The 15,865-nt window shown below is 69.4% G+C and carries 14 protein-coding genes; 8 read left to right on the top strand and 6 right to left on the bottom strand.

The window, feature by feature from the left end; genetic code table 11:
• Window positions 1–193 precede the first annotated feature (193 nt).
• The 3 genes from U6958_RS28565 to U6958_RS28555 all read left to right on the top strand — a co-directional run bounded on the left by U6958_RS28565 (window position 194) and on the right by U6958_RS28555 (window position 2,908).
• Complete coding sequence (locus tag U6958_RS28565) at window positions 194–1,489, top strand: dihydroorotase (RefSeq protein ID WP_016447929.1); 1,296 nt, start codon at window positions 194–196, stop codon at window positions 1,487–1,489.
• A 178-nt stretch (window positions 1,490–1,667) separates the two neighbouring features.
• On the top strand, window positions 1,668–2,417 hold the full coding sequence (locus tag U6958_RS28560) for a 1-acyl-sn-glycerol-3-phosphate acyltransferase (protein WP_074922782.1): 750 nt from the start codon (window positions 1,668–1,670) through the stop codon (window positions 2,415–2,417).
• Between the two features lie 14 nt (window positions 2,418–2,431).
• Window positions 2,432–2,908 carry a GNAT family N-acetyltransferase gene (locus U6958_RS28555; protein WP_017406130.1) on the top strand — a complete coding sequence of 159 codons (477 nt, stop codon included), beginning with the start codon at window positions 2,432–2,434 and terminating at the stop codon, window positions 2,906–2,908.
• A gap of 25 nt (window positions 2,909–2,933) precedes the next feature.
• Here U6958_RS28555 and U6958_RS28550 read toward each other — a convergent pair whose 3' ends face one another.
• The 4 genes from U6958_RS28550 to U6958_RS28535 form a co-directional block, all read right to left on the bottom strand.
• Window positions 2,934–3,320: a DUF1987 domain-containing protein gene (locus tag U6958_RS28550; RefSeq protein ID WP_016447926.1), complete on the bottom strand. Its 387-nt coding sequence runs from the start codon at window positions 3,318–3,320 to the stop codon at window positions 2,934–2,936.
• 35 nt (window positions 3,321–3,355) lie between these two features.
• A complete protein-coding gene (locus U6958_RS28545; RefSeq protein ID WP_074922783.1) occupies window positions 3,356–3,988 on the bottom strand; it encodes a DUF6272 family protein in 633 nt (210 codons plus the stop codon).
• Window positions 3,985–5,424, bottom strand: a complete 1,440-nt coding sequence (locus U6958_RS28540) for a SpoIIE family protein phosphatase (RefSeq protein ID WP_074922784.1) — start codon at window positions 5,422–5,424, stop codon at window positions 3,985–3,987. Before U6958_RS28540 ends, U6958_RS28545 begins: the two co-directional genes overlap by 4 nt.
• 97 nt (window positions 5,425–5,521) lie before the next feature.
• A complete protein-coding gene (locus U6958_RS28535) occupies window positions 5,522–6,619 on the bottom strand; it encodes an ABC transporter ATP-binding protein (protein ID WP_061288097.1) in 1,098 nt (365 codons plus the stop codon).
• Between the two features lie 212 nt (window positions 6,620–6,831).
• Between U6958_RS28535 and U6958_RS28530 the strand changes: the two genes are divergently transcribed.
• The 5 genes from U6958_RS28530 (at window position 6,832) to arsC (ending at window position 12,865) form a co-directional block, all read left to right on the top strand.
• On the top strand, window positions 6,832–8,478 hold the full coding sequence (locus U6958_RS28530; RefSeq protein WP_074922785.1) for an iron ABC transporter permease: 1,647 nt from the start codon (window positions 6,832–6,834) through the stop codon (window positions 8,476–8,478).
• A gap of 57 nt (window positions 8,479–8,535) precedes the next feature.
• On the top strand, window positions 8,536–9,444 hold the full coding sequence (locus tag U6958_RS28525; RefSeq protein WP_074922786.1) for a LysR family transcriptional regulator: 909 nt from the start codon (window positions 8,536–8,538) through the stop codon (window positions 9,442–9,444).
• Between the two features lie 112 nt (window positions 9,445–9,556).
• On the top strand, window positions 9,557–10,942 hold the full coding sequence (locus tag U6958_RS28520; protein WP_074922787.1) for an 8-oxoguanine deaminase: 1,386 nt from the start codon (window positions 9,557–9,559) through the stop codon (window positions 10,940–10,942).
• 206 nt (window positions 10,943–11,148) lie between these two features.
• A complete protein-coding gene (locus U6958_RS28515) occupies window positions 11,149–12,465 on the top strand; it encodes a nucleobase:cation symporter-2 family protein (protein WP_074922788.1) in 1,317 nt (438 codons plus the stop codon).
• A 31-nt stretch (window positions 12,466–12,496) separates the two neighbouring features.
• On the top strand, window positions 12,497–12,865 hold the full coding sequence (gene arsC / locus U6958_RS28510) for an arsenate reductase (glutaredoxin) (RefSeq protein WP_016447918.1): 369 nt from the start codon (window positions 12,497–12,499) through the stop codon (window positions 12,863–12,865).
• 29 nt (window positions 12,866–12,894) lie between these two features.
• On the opposite strand, the gene iaaH is transcribed toward arsC, so the two are convergent.
• Together iaaH and U6958_RS28500 are read right to left on the bottom strand one after the other, a co-directional pair.
• Entirely contained in the window at window positions 12,895–14,379 is a 1,485-nt protein-coding gene (gene iaaH / locus U6958_RS28505) for an indoleacetamide hydrolase (RefSeq protein WP_051139111.1), read from the bottom strand.
• An 8-nt stretch (window positions 14,380–14,387) separates the two neighbouring features.
• The gene (locus tag U6958_RS28500; RefSeq protein ID WP_074922789.1) at window positions 14,388–15,779 is read right to left on the bottom strand and encodes a cytosine permease; all 1,392 of its coding nucleotides are present in this window, start codon (window positions 15,777–15,779) and stop codon (window positions 14,388–14,390) included.
• Between the last annotated feature and the right edge of the window lie 86 nt (window positions 15,780–15,865).

Here is a 15,865-nt window from a genome sequence, read left to right as displayed (position 1 = left end):
GGAGGGGGGCGTACGGGCAGCCGGCGACGCCCTCGCTGCAGGGCGGCCTTTGCTCGGCGTCCCTGAGATGGGCCATGCTTTTTCCATGCCCGGTGTCCTGGACTGAGTCCAGGCGCTTTTTGTGAATGCAAATGTTTTTGATCGCCGCAGGCCGCAGCCCATGCGCCGCCTGCGGTCTACGGGGTAGCAAACCATGAAGATACTCATCCGCAACGGCCGAGTGATGGACCCGGCACGGGGCCTGGACCAGCAGGCCGACGTGGCCATCGACGGCGGCAAGGTGCTGGCCATCGGCAAGGCGCCCGAGGGATTTGCCGCAGAACGCGAGATCGATGCCGCCGGCTGCTGGGTGCTGCCGGGCCTGGTCGATCTGGCCGTGCGCCTGCGCGAGCCCGGCCACGAGCACGAAGGCATGCTGCAGTCCGAGATGGCCGCCTCGGTGGCCGGTGGCGTGACCAGCCTGGTCTGCCCGCCTGATACCGATCCCGTGCTCGACGAGCAGGGCCTGGTGGAGATGCTCAAGTTCCGCGCCGAGAAGCTGCACCAGTCGCGCCTGTTCCCGCTGGGCGCGCTGACGCTGGGCCTCAAGGGCGAGGTGCTGACCGAAATGGCCGAGCTGACCGAGTCCGGCTGCATCGGCTTCGGCCAGGCCGAGGTGCCCATGACCAGCACCCAGACCCTGCAGCGCGCCCTGGCGTATGCGGCCACCTACGGCTACACCGTGTGGCTGCGCCCGCAGGAGCTGTACCTGGGCAAGGGCGTGGCCGCCAGCGGCCCGCTGGCCACGCGCATGGGCCTGTCCGGCGTGCCCGTGGCGGCCGAGACGATTGCCCTGCACACCATCTTCGAGCTGATGCGCGGCACCCAGGCGCGCGTGCACCTGTGCCGCCTGTCCAGCGCCGCAGGCGTGGAACTGGTGCGCCGTGCCAAGGCCGAAGGCCTGCAGGTCACGGCCGACGTGTCCATCAACTCGCTGCACCTGACCGATACCGACATCGGCTACTTCGACAGCAGCGCCCGCGTCACGCCGCCGCTGCGCCAGCAGCGCGACCGCGATGCGCTGTCTGCCGCGCTGGCCGATGGCACCATCGACGCCCTGGTCTCCGACCACACGCCCGTCGATGAGGATGCCAAGGTCCTGCCCTTTGCCGAGGCCGAGCCCGGCGCCACGGGCGTGGAGCTGCTGCTGTCGCTGGCCGTCAAGTGGTCGCAGGACGGTGGCGTGCCTTTGAACCGTGCCCTGGCCGCCATCACGGCATCGCCCGTGCAGGTGCTGGGCTCGTCTCTGGGCGAGCTGCAGGGGCAGCTGGGCCGGCTGGCCGAGGGCGGCGTGGCCGACCTGTGCATCGTCGATCCGCAGGCGGCCTGGACGGTCAAGCCCCAGGAGCTGGCCAGCCAGGGCAAGAGCACGCCCTTCGGCGGCTACGAACTGCCGGCCCGCGTGCGCTGCACGCTGGTCGACGGCCATATCGCTTACGAACGCCGCTGAAATGAAGCGCCCCCTGAGCCGCTTCGCGACTTCCCCCTCTCACTCGCTACGCGAGGGAGGGGGGCGACACCCTCGGTGCGGGGCGGCGCGGCCGGCTTAGGCCCTTCCTCGGTGTCCCTGAGATGGAGCGTGCCTGTTTCACGGGCATGGGCGTTGCCAAACGCTCTGAATGGCTGAAATGAAACGCTTGCGTAATGGAGGGCGCGCCACGCTGCGCGCAGCGCGCCTGTTCGGCCATGTGTGCAAGGGGCTGTGGATCGTGGCCCTGCGCTTTCCGCAGCTGCCCGAGGAGCGCCAGCACGCCCATGTGCAGGCCTGGGCCCTGCAGTTGCTGGCCCATGCGGGCGTGCGCCTGGAGATCCAGGGCGAGCCGCCGAGCCAGGGCCCCGTGCTCATGGTCAGCAACCATATTTCCTGGCTCGACATTCCCGTGCTGCATGCGGCGCGGCATTGCCGCTTCATCTCCAAGTCCGACGTCAAGGGCTGGCCGCTGATCGGCACGCTGGCCACGGCGGCGGGCACGCTGTACATCGAGCGCACCTCGCGCCGCGATGCCCGGCGCATGGTGCAGAGCATGGAGGAATCCCTGCAGCGCCGCGAGATCCTGGCCATCTTCCCCGAAGGTACGACGGGCGACGGCCGCAAGCTGCTGCCCTTCCATGCCAATTTGCTGCAGGCGGCCGTGCAGATCGGTGCGCCCGTGCTGCCCGTGGGCCTGCGCTTCATCGACGGCGCCACCGGGCAGATCAGCCACGCGCCCAGCTACGAGGGCGATGAAACCCTGCTGGGCTCCATCTGGCGCACGCTGTGTGCCGACGATCTGGTCGCCGCCGTCCACTATGGCCAACCGCAGACGGCCGATGGCCGCGACCGCCGCGTCTGGGCCCAGGACCTGCATGCCGAGGTGGACCGGCTGCGCCAGGCCTGAACCTTGCCAGCGACATGACTGACACTCTCACGCTCCGGCCCGCGCGGCCTGATGACACCGCTGCCCTGAACGCCGTTCTCTGGGCCACCTACGAGAGCACCTGGAAGCCCCAGCTGACGGCGGACAAGGATGCGCGGTTCCGCGCCTCGGGCCGCACCGCGCAGTACGTGCAGTCGCGCGGCCATCTGTTCTGGGTGGCCGAGTGCGATGGCGTGGTGGCAGGCTTCGTGGATCGCGTGGATGACTTCATCGGCGCCCTGCATGTGCTGCCGGCCTGGCAGGGGCGCGGCGTGGGCCGTGCGCTGCTGGCCCACGCGGAGCAGGCCATGCGCGCCGACGGCCACGCCCAGGTGCGGCTGGAGACCGACAGCTTCAACACCCAGGCCCTGGGCTTTTACACGGCGCAGGGATATGCCACGCTGGACACCTATCCCGACGAGGAATGGGACTGCGGCCTGACCACGGTGCTTATGGGCAAGCCGCTGGCCTGAAGGCCAGGGCGGAGCAGGCCTGCCCTCAGTTGCTGTAGGGCTGTCGCTCCAGCACCAGGTTGGCGAAGTCCTCCACCAGGTCGGCGCCCAGTTCCTCGATGGCGTCGTCCTCCTCGTCAAAGGCCCAGACCACGCGGATGTCCGTGCCCTTTTGCCCGGCCTGGTCCAGCAGCGCGAACAACGAGCGCAGGCCCATGGTGGAGGCGCTGTTGATGTACTGCAGCTTCATCTCGGCCACGAAGCGAGGAGGCTGGCTGGCCTCGAAATACCGGCCCAGCATGGACAGGATGGGGTTGAAGAAGGGCAGGGGGTTTTCGGGATAGCACTCGCCTTCGATGCGCAGAAGCTGCTCGGCCGGCGAGAAGACCACTTCGGGCGTGACGGAGGTGCGTTCGGATTTCAATGCTTGCATGGCGGCAGGTCGGTTCGTTGAAGGACGCCCGGCGTTCAGATCAGCGCCTTGACGTGGAATACGGCATGGGGCGCGGTCTCGGCGGCGTCCTCTCCCGTGGCGATGTGGTACTGCAGCGGTGCCGAGGCATCGCGCGCAATGGTCAGCCAGCCCAGGCCCGCGCCCCGGCTGATGTCGTCGCTGGTGCCGTGGTCCGTGTTGTGCAGCTGGGCCTTGTAGGCGGCCTTGATCTCGGCCAGGCTCATGGCGCGCACGGCATCCAGCTTGGCGGCCAGGCGCGGCACATGCTCGCTGCGCACGGCATTGCTGCAGGCGATCCAGAAGCGGGCCGGCGCCGGCTCGGCGCCCGCCTCCTGGGCGCAGGCCAGCGCATCGATGCGGCCCACGCCGATGGCGCCCTGTGGCACGGGCGCGCTGAGCGCCTGGCGGGGGCCGGTGTCGGCCGCAGGCAGGGGCGCTGCGTAGTGCAGCACGTTCTGCGCCATCTCGATGAAGGTGGAAAACAGCTTGCGCTTGGCGCTGCTCGATCCGTCCTCGTTGGCCAGGCGGCTCTTGAGCGTGTCGGCCGCCGCCTGGATCACATTGGGGTTGAAGGTGCCCGCGTAGTACAGCAGCAGGCCGTTGTGCTCGGCCTGGGCGCGCAGCTGAGCGAATTCGGCCGGGCTCATGGCTGGCCTTGCACGCAGGTGGCGGGCTGCAGGGCCTGGTTGCGCCAGACCAGCAGAGACACATCGTCGCGCCGGCGCTGCGTGCCCTGCCACTGGGCGAAGGCCTGCCGGAACTCGGCGCAGGCCTGGGCGGCGGGGCGGTCCTGCTGCTCGTGCAGGAAGCGCGCCAGGCGCTTTCTGCCATGGGCGATCTGGCGCGGGCCGCCCAATTGGTCGATGACGCCATCGGTGGCCACCATCAGCAGCGAGCCGGGCGCGACCTCCAGCACCTGCGTGCTCCAGGCCGCGTCGTCGGGCGTGGTCGCATAGCCTATGCCCAGCTTGTCGCCGGCATGGATCTGGACCTGGGCCGCCTCCTGCACGCCGGGCGGCGCCACCAGCAGGTCCAGCCGGGCCGATGCAAAGCGCAGTTGCGTGCCGCAGGGCGACTGCAGGAACAGCGCGGCGTCCAGGCCGTCGCTGGAGGTCTTCTCCGCCGGCAGGCCGTCGGCGGGGGCCGCTGGTGCGCCCCAGGCCGGCTGGGCGTCGCGGGTGCGCTGCTGCAGCACGCGCTTGATGTAGCGGTTCATCTGGCCCAGCAGGGCGCCGGGGTCGATGGCGGCGCCGGTGCTGGTGCCGGTGCCGGTGCCAGTGCCAGTGCCAGTGCCAGTGCCAGTGCCAGTGCCGAGACCTGCAGGCGCCACGGCCTGTTCGAGGAAGGACAGCGCAATCAGCGTCATGAAGGCGCCCGGCACGCCGTGGCCCGTGCAGTCGAACATGCAGCCCAGCAGGCCCTGCGGTGTGGCACGGAAGAAATACGCATCGCCGCCCACCACGTCGCGCGGCTCCCACAGCAGGCCGTGGTCGGCCAGCTGGCTGGCCAGCACGCGGTCGGACTCGACCAGGTGCGAGCGCTGGATCAGGCTGGCGTAGTCGATGCTGGCCATGAGCTGGCGCGTCTTGTCGGCCTCGATGTCGGACATGGCGGCCATCAGCGCGTGGCCCGTGCCTATGCCTGCATAGCGGCCTTCCTCGACGGTGATGAAGCCGTCCTTGAGCACGCGGCTGCCGCTGGCCAGCGCCTGCTGCACCAGCTGGTCGATGGGCAGGCCGGCCGCCACCACCATGGGCGCGGTGTCGGTGAATACCAGGCAGCTGCGGCGGCCGAACACGTCGCGCGCAAAGGGCCGCGCGTACTGCTCCATGAAGCGCTGGCGGTTGATCAGGCCCAGCGGCCGGTCGTCGGCCACCACGGCCAGGGTTTCGAGCAGGGGCTGCTCGCTGAACAGCCGGTGCACGTCCTCGTTGCTGGTGTCGGGGGGAATCGGCGCCGTGGGCTGGCTGAGCTGGCCTGCGCGGGCCAGCAGGCGTGGCGCGGCGGGCGCAGGGGCAAGCGCCGGAACCGGTGTCGGAGCAGATGCAGCGTGCTGCGTGGAGGAGGGGTCCAGAGCAAACATGGGTGGCCTTGAATTGTCACAAGATGTGACAGATTCTGGGTTTCACCCATGACCGTCGGATGACAAAGGCCTGGACGGCGCGGCGGCGGCCGCCTGCTCAGGCCGCTGCGGTCTGCGCAGTGCCCTGTCTCTCGCGCGGGAAGGCGACCACGTGATTCATGTCCAGCCGTATGCCCACCCACTCGCCCACCGCATGGTCGTGGTGGCTGGGCACATGGGCCAGCACGCTGTGGCCGCTGGCCAGCTCCAGCGTGTAGAGGAACTCCGAGCCGCGAAACGCCTTGCGCAGGATGCGCGCCTGCACGGGCGAGGCATCGTCGTGCACCACATCGTCGGCGCGCAGCAGCACATCGCACTCGCCGTCCGCAAACTGCGCAGGCAGCGGGCAGGTGGCCGGATCGACCAGATCGCCCAGCGCCGTGCGCGCCACCACGCCGCCGGCACCGCTGGGCGCCAGCGTGGCCGGCACGAAGACGCCGTGGCCGATGAAGTCCGCCACGAAGCGCGTGGCCGGCCGGTGGTACAGCGAATAGGCGTCGTCCCACTGCTGCAGCTGCCCCTGGTGGACCACGCCGATCATGTCGCCGATGGCAAACGCCTCCAGCTGGTCGTGCGTGACGAACAGGGCCGTGGCGCCTGCTGCCTTGAGGATGCCGCGCACCTCATGCGCCAGGCGCTCGCGCAGGTCCACGTCGAGGTTGGAAAACGGCTCGTCCAGCAGCATCAGCTGTGGGCTGGGCGCCAGCGCGCGGGCCAGCGCCACGCGCTGCTGCTGGCCGCCTGACAGCTCGTGCGGAAACCTTCCTGCACTGCCGGCCAGGCCCACCAGCTCCAGCACCTCGGCCACGCGCTCGGCCTGGCGCGCCTTGGGCAGATGGTGGATGCCGAAGGCCACGTTGCGTCCCACGTTCAGATGGGGGAACAGCGCATAGTCCTGGAACACCATGCCGATGCGCCGCTGCTCGGGAGGGAGCGAGAAATCCGCGCTGCCCACGAGCTGGCCGTCGATGCGGATCTCGCCGCCGCTCACGGGCTCCAGGCCCGCCACGGCACGCAGCAGCGTGGTCTTGCCGCAGCCCGAGGGGCCGATGAGCACGCCGATGTCGCCAGCGGCCAGATTCAGCGTGACGCCCTGCACGGCAGGCCTGTCGCGGCCCGGGTAGCGCACCTCGAGTTGGGAGACGGTCAAAAACATGCGGCGATTGTAGAACCGCGCAAATGAATAGAATTCGCATTTGCATTGGCGGGCCAGGGGCATGCCCGGAGCCCGCCGACTCCAGCAGCCCGCAGGCACGTCCGGTCTCGGCGGCACCTCGGCCCACAGGCCGGTGGCTGCCGCGGATCCCGGCCCGTTCCATAGCCCGGCAGCCAGATCCTCCCCCTCATCCTCTAGCCGAGACCTCCGCTTTGCGCCGTCTGTCGTCCGTACTCCGCTCCCTTCCCCTGCTCCTGCTGGCCCTGGTGCTGATGCTGCCCGTGCTGGCCGTGCTCGGCTCCTGGCTGCCTCTGGGGCAGGGCGATGCCCTGGCCGGCTCCATCCTGCGCGAGATGGCGGCCACCGTGCTGCCCGGCTACCTGTGGACCACGGTCTGGCTGGGCCTGCTGGTGGCGCTGGGCGCGGCCATCGTGGGCACGGGCACGGCGGCGGCCGTGACGCTGTTCGACTTCCGCGGCCGGCGCCAACTGGAATGGCTGCTGCTGCTGCCGCTGGCCATGCCGGCCTATGTCACGGCCTATGCCTATACCGACTTCCTGCAGTTCAGCGGCCCGCTGCAGACCTGGCTGCGCGACACCTATGGCCTGGAAGGCCGGCTCTTGCCCGAGGTGCGCAGCCTGGGCGGCGCGGTCTGGGTCTTCATCTTCTCGCTCTACCCGTATGTCTACCTGCTGGCGCGCACCGCGCTGGGCGAACGCGCCGCGCACCTGATGGAGGCCGCGCGCCTGATGGGTGCGCCGCTGTCGCGGCGCATCTGGTCGGTGGCGCTGCCGCTGGCGCGCCCGGCCGTGGCCGCTGGCGTGGCCCTGGTGGTGATGGAGACGCTGGCCGACTTCGGCGTGGTCAGCTATTTCGGCATACAGACCTTCACCACGGGCATCTACAAGGCCTGGCTGTCCATGGACAACCGCATTGCCGCTGCGCAGCTGGCCACCTTCCTGCTGGTGCTGGTGGTGCTGCTGCAGCAGCTGGAGCTGCGCGCCCAGCGGCGCATGCGCTTCGTCACCGGCAGCACGGGCCGCGCCAGCTCGGCCGAGGCGCAGCCGCTGCGCCTGCGCGGCTGGCGCTGCGCGCTGGCCTGGCTGGTGTGCCTGCTGCCCGTGCTCATGGGCTTTGTGGCGCCCGTGTTCTTCATGCTGCGCCCGCTGGCGGCCGACTGGTCGGTGCTGCCCTGGGACCGCTTCCTCGACTGGGCGCTCAACAGCGTGCGCCTGGGCGCCATCACCTCGGTGCTGGCCGTCATCATCGCCGTGGCCCTGGCGTTTGCCGTGCGCCGCCACAAGGAGTCGGCCGTCACGCGCGGCGTGGTGCAACTGGCCAGCCTGGGTTATGCGGTGCCGGGCGCCGTGGTCGTCGTCGGCCTGCTGCTGCCCGTGGGCTGGGTGCAGCAGGTGCGGCCCGAATGGGGCTTTGCCGGCCTGGTCACGGCCACCGCCGTGGGCATTGTCTGGGCCTACCTGGTGCGCTTTTGCGCCGTGGCCCTGCAGTCCATGCAAAGCGGCTATGCGCGCATCGCGCCCAGCCTGGACGACTCGGCCCGCATGCTGGGCACGGGCGCCTGGGGCATGCTGTCGCGCGTGCACTGGCCGCTGCTCAGGCGCTCCACGGCAGCGGCGGCGCTGCTGGTCTTCGTCGATGTGATGAAGGAGCTGCCCGCCACCATGGTGCTGCGCCCCTTCAACAGCGACACCCTGGCCGTCGTGGCCTACCAGCTCGCGCGCGACGAACGCCTGGGCGAGGCCGCCCTGCCGTCGCTGGCCCTGGTGCTGGTGGGCCTGATCCCCGTGATCATGCTCAGCCGCACGCTGCGCGCCGAGCGCCCGGGCACGGCCCGCTGAGCCTGGGCTGCCGGGCGCTGCAAAGCGCGGCCCGGCAAACCCCGCTACGCTCGCGCCATGCACGCCAGAGTCCTGCGCTATCTCGACGAAGTAGTCCGCCGCGGTTCCATCCGCAAGGCGGCCGAACATCTGCACGTGGCCCCCACGGCCGTCAACCGCCAGATCCTCGACCTGGAGGCCGAGCTGGGCACGCCCCTGTTCGAGCGCATCCACAAGCGCCTGCGCCTCACCCCGACGGGCGAGATGGTGCTGGCCCATGTGCGCGCCACGCTGCGCGAGCATGCGGCGCTGCGCGAGCGCATTGCCGAACTGCAGGGCGCGCGCAGCGGCGAGATCACCGTGGCCGCGACCACGGGGCTGGCCGGCTCGCTGCTGCCCTCGCTGGTGCATGAGTTCCGCCAGCGCCACCCGGGCATCGTGGTGCGCATCATCGACCTGCCCCTGAGCGACATCGCGGCCGCCGTGGAAGGCGGCGACGCCGACCTGGGCCTGGCCTACGACCTGTCCGAACGCCCCGCGCTGCGCGCGCTGGCCACCAGCGAATGGCAGATCGGCGCCATCGTGCCGCCCCGGCATGCGCTGGCGCGCCAATCGTCGGTGCTGCTCAGCGAGTGCATAGGCCATCCGCTCATCCTGCCCGCGCAGCCGCTGTCCATCCGCAGCCTGCTGGACGAAGCCTTTGCGCGCAACGCCATCGAGGTCACGCCCGTGGCCGAGTCCACCTCCATGGCGCTGATCCAGCGCCTGGTCATGCTGGGCGAGGGCATCGCCCTGCTCAACCCGCTGGACGTGATGGAGGAGCGCAGCCGCAATGCCCTGGTCTTCGTGCCTTTGCGCGATGCGCATCTGCGGCGGCAGACGCTGGTGCTGACCGGCCGGGCCAGGGGGCAGTTGAGCGCGGCGGGCGAGCTGATGGCCCAGTCCATCGGCCAGGCGCTGGCAAGGCTGTTTGCCGGGGGGCGGTGAGTCTTAGGCACTTGTCCACTTTTTGTGGACACATCGGGCGGAATTCAGCGCTATCGGCAATGGCTTGTCCTTCCTAGACTGGCGGCTTTTCCATTTCGAAGAAGAGAACGCCATGACCTTGATCGCACTGAACGCCGATGTACTCGTCACCATGGATGCGCAGCGCCGCGAGATCCGCGACGGCGCCCTGGTGGCCGACGGCCCGGCCGTGCAATGGGTGGGCGCCACGGCCGATCTGCCGCCGCAGTACCGCCGCATGGTGGACGACGGCACGGCTCAGGTGCTGGACATGCGCGGCCGCGTGGTGATGCCGGGCCTGGTCAACACGCACCACCACATGTACCAGAGCCTCACGCGCGCCGTGCCTGCCGCGCAGGATGCGGAGCTGTTCTCGTGGCTCACCAACCTGTACATGCTGTGGTCGCACCTCACGCCGGAGATGATCCACGTCTCCACCCAGACCGCCATGGCCGAGCTGATGCTGTCGGGCTGCACCACCACCAGCGACCACCTGTACCTGTATCCGAATGGCGCTCGGCTGGACGACTCCATCGCCGCGGCGCAGCAGATGGGCATGCGCTTTCATGCGGCGCGCGGCTCCATGAGCCTGGGCCGCAGCAAGGGCGGCCTGCCGCCCGACGCGGTGGTGGAGGAAGAGGAAGCCATCCTGCGCGACAGCCTGCGCCTGATCCAGCAGTACCACGACAGCGCACGCCACTCCATGCTGCGCGTGGTGCTGGCGCCATGCTCGCCGTTCTCGGTGACGCGCGAGCTGATGCGCGAGTCCGCCGTGCTGGCGCGTGCGCACGGCGTGTCGCTGCACACCCACCTGGCCGAGAACGACAACGACGTCGCCTTCTCGCGCGAGAAATTCGGCCTCACCCCCGCGCAGTACGCCGAAAGCCTGGGCTGGGTCGGCCCCGATGTCTGGCATGCCCACTGCGTCAAGCTCGATGCCGAGGGCATTGCGCTGTTCGCGCGCACGGGCACGGGCGTGGCGCATTGCCCGTGCTCCAACATGCGCCTGGCCTCGGGCATCGCACCCGTGCGCACCATGCGCGATGCGGGCGTGCCCGTGGGCCTGGGCGTGGACGGCAGCGCCTCCAACGACGGCGCCCACATGCTGGGCGAGGCGCGCCAGGCCCTGCTGCTGCAGCGCGTGGGCCACGGCCCTGCCGCCATGGGCGCGCGCGAGGCGCTGGAGATCGCCACGCTGGGCGGCGCGCGCGTGCTGGGGCGCGACGACATCGGCGCGCTGGCGCCGGGCATGTCGGCCGACTTCGTGGCCTTCGACATGGCGGGCGTGGGCTACGCGGGCGCAGGCCATGACCCCGTGGCCGCGCTGGTGTTCTGCACGCCCACCGACGTGTCCACCAGCGTCATCAACGGCCGTGTCGTGGTCCGCGACGGGCTGCTGCTCACCGCCGACCTGCCGCGCGTGCTGACCCGCCACCGCGAGCTGGCCCGCACGCTGTTCGAGCGCGCAGCGGGCCACTGACATATCCCTGCAGCGCGGCAGGCCGGCACCCAGGCCATCGCGGGTGCCGACCTGCCGCGCTGCGCCATTCCCCCGAAGCATCTCCAGGAGGCTCGAAGACCCGGACAGCACTTTCAGGACCCCCACCCTTTTCCGGCACCACTGCCCCGACATACATACAAGCGCCTCTGAAGAGGCCAACGGCCAGGACACAAGGAGACAAGACAATGGAACAACTGCTTTACAAGGTGGAAGACCGACCGCCAATGCTCATCACCACGGTCCTTCTGTCGCTGCAGCACCTGCTGGCGGCGCTGGGCGGTATCATCGCCGTGCCCCTGGTCTTCGGCGGGGCGCTCAAGCTGCCGGCCGACCAGATCGTGGCGCTGGTGAATGCAGCGCTGCTGGGCTCGGGCGTGGTCACCATCGTCCAGTGCAGAGGGGTGGGGCCCGTGGGCATACGGCTGCCCTGCGTCATGGGCACCAGCTTCGCCTTCGTGGGCGCGGGCATCAGCGTGGGGCTGGAGCATGGTGTGGCCGGCATCCTGGGCTCCTCGCTGGTAGGGTCGCTGGTGATGATCGTGGGCAGCTACTTCATGCCCGTGATCCGCCGCTTCTTCCCGCACACCGTGACCAGCGTGGTCGTGACCATGATCGGCCTGTCGCTGACCCCCGTCGCCGTGGACTGGGCTGCGGGCGGCGTGGGCCGCAGCGACTACGGCGCGATCGGCCACCTGGCCATCGCCGGCTTCGTGCTGGTGCTGGTGATCGGCTTCGTGCAGTGGGGCAGGGGCATCGTCTCTGCCTCGGCCGTGGTGCTGGGCATCGCCTGCGGCTATGTGCTGTGCCTGGCGCTGGGCCTGATCGACTTCACCCAGGTGAGCGAGGCCGCGGTCTTCGCCATCCCGCAGCCGCTGACCTTCGGCATGACGTTCCCGGTGGCCGGCATCGTCGCCATGTCCATCGCTTTTCTGGTGACCATCGTCGAGACCACGGGCACCTTCATGGCCCTGGGCGCGGCCACGCAGACGCGCATCGACGGCAAGCGCCTGTCCAGCGGCATGCTGTGCGACGGCGTGGGCTCGGCCTTCGCCGCCGTGATGTCCAGCCCTCCGCTGTCCACCTTCGCCCAGAACGTGGGCGTGGTCTCGCTGACCGGCGTGGCCAGCCGCCACGTGGTCATGCTGACGGGCGTCATGCTGCTGCTGGCAGGCCTCTTTCCTGTGCTGGGCGCACTGGTGGTGACGATTCCGCAGCCCGTGCTCGGCGGCGCGGGGCTGATGATGTTTGCCATGATCATTTCTGCCGGCATCCGCATGCTCAGCGGCGCCGAGCACTCGCGGCGCGCCAGCCTGATCATCGCGGTCTCGCTGGGCTGCGGCCTGGCGGTCACGGTGCGCCCGGACCTGCTGGCCCGCATGCCTGCCTTCGGGCGCGAAGTCTTAGGTTCGGGCATTACCGTCGGCGCCCTGGTCGCGGTGGGGCTGAACCTGCTGCTGCCCGGCCGCGAGGTCGATGCCCATCCCGAGGAAGCCGTGGCCTGAGGCGCATTTTCATGGGCCTACACTGCGGCCCATGAACACCACCGCCCCCCGCACCGACATCACCATCTACCACAACAACCGCTGCAGCAACTCGCGCGGCGCGCTGGCCCTGCTGCGCGACAACGGCATAGAGCCGACCATCGTCGACTACATCGCCCAGCCCCTGGACGCTGAGCAACTGCAGGCCCTGGTCCGGCAGCTGGGCATGCCCGTGCGCGAGCTGCTGCGCAGCAAGGAAGCCGTCTTCGCCGAGTTGGGCCTGGGCGATGCATTGGCCAGCGATGCGCAGTTGCTCGCCGCCGTGGCCGAGCACCCGGTGCTGCTCAACCGCCCCATCGTCGTCACGCCCAAGGGCGCGGCGCTGTGCCGCCCGCCGGAGAAGGTGCTGGCGCTGATCTGAGCGGCGGCGCCGCAGGCTGTGCCTGTGACTCAGGGCCGCGGCGCGGCCAGCAGGCCCAGCACCTGCTCGAAGGCCACCCCTATCGCCAGCAGGCGGCGGTCGCTGCCTTCGGGGCCGTCCAGCTCGATGCCCACCGGCAGCCCCTGTGGCGTCAGGCCGGCCGGCAGCGAAAGGCCAGGCAGACCGGCATTGCTGGCCGGATCGGTATTGCGCAGAAAGGCCTCGAAGGTGCTGACCGCCTCCCCGCCCCGTATCGACACCGTCGAAGAACCGTTCACCTCGTCCAGCGGCACGGCCGCAAGCCGGGTGGTGGGGAACAGCAACGCATCGACCCGGTGAGTGGCAAAGGCCGTGGCGTAGTACTGCTGCAGCCGGGGCCGCCAGACCGTCATGGCCTCTGCGTACTGGTCTGCGGCCTCGTCCGCGAGCACGGCCTGGTACATGTCACGCACATCGGGACTGGCAATGCGCGTGGCGATGTCGGCCACGGTACGGACCGGCGCTTCGTTGGCGTCCAGCCACGCGGGCAGGTCGTCCACCGATTCATGCAGGGCCAGCGGTGCGCCGATATGGCTGTTGATGTCCAGAAGGTCGGGCATGGCTATATCCACCCAGTCCACGCCAGCGGCCTGGAGCCGCAGCAGCGCTGCGCGCGCCACGGCCTCGACCTCCGGCTCCAGGCCTTCCCACAGGGGGGAGGGCAGGCCAACGCGCAGGCCCCGCAGGTCCAGGGTCACCAGGGGGGCGCTGTCCGTGATCACCTGGTCCAGCAGGGCGATGTCGGCCACGCTGCGCGCCATGGGACCCACGGTATCGCGCGTGTGGCTGATGGGGACGACCGCATTCGGGTCGTGGTAGCGCCGGCTGGCGCCGCCGTTGCCCACCGAGGGGCGAAAGCCCGCAATGCCGGTCAGCGCCGCAGGAATGCGCGTAGAGCCTCCGGTATCCGTGCCCAGCCCTGCAGGCACGATGCGCGCGGCAATGGCGGCGGCCGTGCCGCCCGACGAGCCGCCCGGAATGCGGGACGGGTCGTAGGGGTTGCGCACAGGCCCCGCATGCGGCGCGAGATTCGTGCTGGTGATGCCGAAGGCCAGCTCATGCATGTTGGCCTTGCCCAGGACGATGGCCCCCGCATCCAGCAGGCGCTGCACAGAGGGCGCGTTGTCCCGGGGGATGAAGTGTTCCAGCGCCGGTGTTCCTGCCGTGTTCGGCAGGCCTCGCGTGTTGATGTTGTCCTTCACTACGATGGGAAGGCCAGCCAGCGGCAATTGCGCCCGGGCGTCGGCGGGCAGTGCGTCGATGCGCCGCGCAGCCGCCAGCGCGCCCTGCACATCCAGCGCCGTCAGCGCATTGAGCCCCGACATGGCCTGCGCATGCGCGAGCAGTGTGGCCAAATAGTCGCTCGCCGCAAGCCGGCCCTGCTGTATGGCCGCAATGGCTTCGATGGACGTGAGGGCACGCTGTGTCTGGGCGCTCGGGGGCAGGTACGGCTGCTGCAGGGTTGTCCTGGTCATGGCGGATGTCATGGCAGGGCCATGGGGGCGGGGATTGGCGCAAAGCGCTTCTGGCACGCGTAGTACACCACCGATGTCAGTATCAGCCCGACGATCCAGGAAATGTCCGCGCCGTCCAGCATCTTCGCAACGGGGCCGGTGTACAGATCGGTGGCAACAAAAGGCAGTTGCACGGCAATGCCAAAGGCGTACGAAAAGATGGCCACGCCGTTGAAGCGCCCATAGATGCCGCCGTCCTGGCGGAAGAAGGAATCCACGTCGTACTGGCCGTGGCGGACGAGGTAGTAGTCCACCAGATTCACCGCAGTCCAGGGCACCATTACGCACAACAGCAACAAAATGAAGTGGGTGTAGGTGGCCAGGAAGTTGTCCTGGCCGGCCAGCGCAATCGTCAAGGCGATGCCGAACAGCAGGCAGGCACAGGCCGCGCGCGCCGCCGCCTTGGCCGACCAGGAAGGCCGCAGCGTCTGCACGATGGTGATCGTGGACAGCGCGCCGCAGTACAGGTTCATGGCGTTGGTGGCCGCGATGCCCAGCGTCAGCACGCTGATCACCAGCGGACTGATGCCCTGCGTCAGCGTGCTCAGGCTTTTTACGATGTCATCGCCCTCCACCGTCAGGCCCACGAGCGCGCCCAGCACCATCGGAAAGATCGAGCCCAGGGTGCAGCCGCCATAGCTGGCCCAGAAGGCCACGCGCGGGCCGGTGTCCGCCGGCAGGTAGCGCGAGTAGTCGGACACATAGGGCGCATAGGCGATCTGCCACAGCGCGGCGATGGACATGCTGCCCAGAAATCCCGTCAGGCTGGGTGCGTTCTTCGACAGCAGATCGGCCGGCAGCCCGTGCACGAAGATGATCCAGGCGAAGGCCAGCACCAACACCGCGCCTGCGCACCAGGTCAGCAGCCGCGTGTAGACGTGGATCAGCCGGTAGCCAAAGATGGTGGCCACCAGGCTCAGCAGGCCCACCGCGACCACGCCCTGGTTGACCGTCACGGCACTGCTCAGACTGTGCAGCGACTGTCCGCCCAGCACGAGGTTGGAGGCGAAGAAGCCCACATACATGACCACCACCAGGCCCACCACCAGCAAAGAGCCCAGCGAGCCGAACTGCCCGCGCGTCTGCACCATCTGGGGCACCCCCAGCTGAGGGCCCTGCGCCGCATGCAGCGCCATGAATACCGCGCCGACCAGATTGCCGACGACTATGGCCAGCGTGCCCCACCAGAACGGCTGCTTGAACACCGTGACGACCAGCGCCCCGGTGACCACGGTCAGCAGCATGACGTTGGTGCCGAACCAGATGGTGAACAGGTCGCTGGCCTTGCCATGCCGTTCATGGGCGGGAATGGGTTGGATGGTGCTGTCTTCCAGCCGCAGGGTGTTGTCGTTGTGTTCCATGGTGTCTCCTCCAGATAGTGGAGTTGCGGTTGCGTGACGTCCGTGTGCCTGTGCATTGGCACGTTGGGTGCGTCCGATGTTTTATG

Source organism: Delftia lacustris (genome assembly GCF_040267515.1).
GTDB classification, from domain to species: domain Bacteria; phylum Pseudomonadota; class Gammaproteobacteria; order Burkholderiales; family Burkholderiaceae_C; genus Comamonas; species Comamonas tsuruhatensis.
This window is presented reverse-complemented; position numbering and strand designations above follow the sequence as displayed.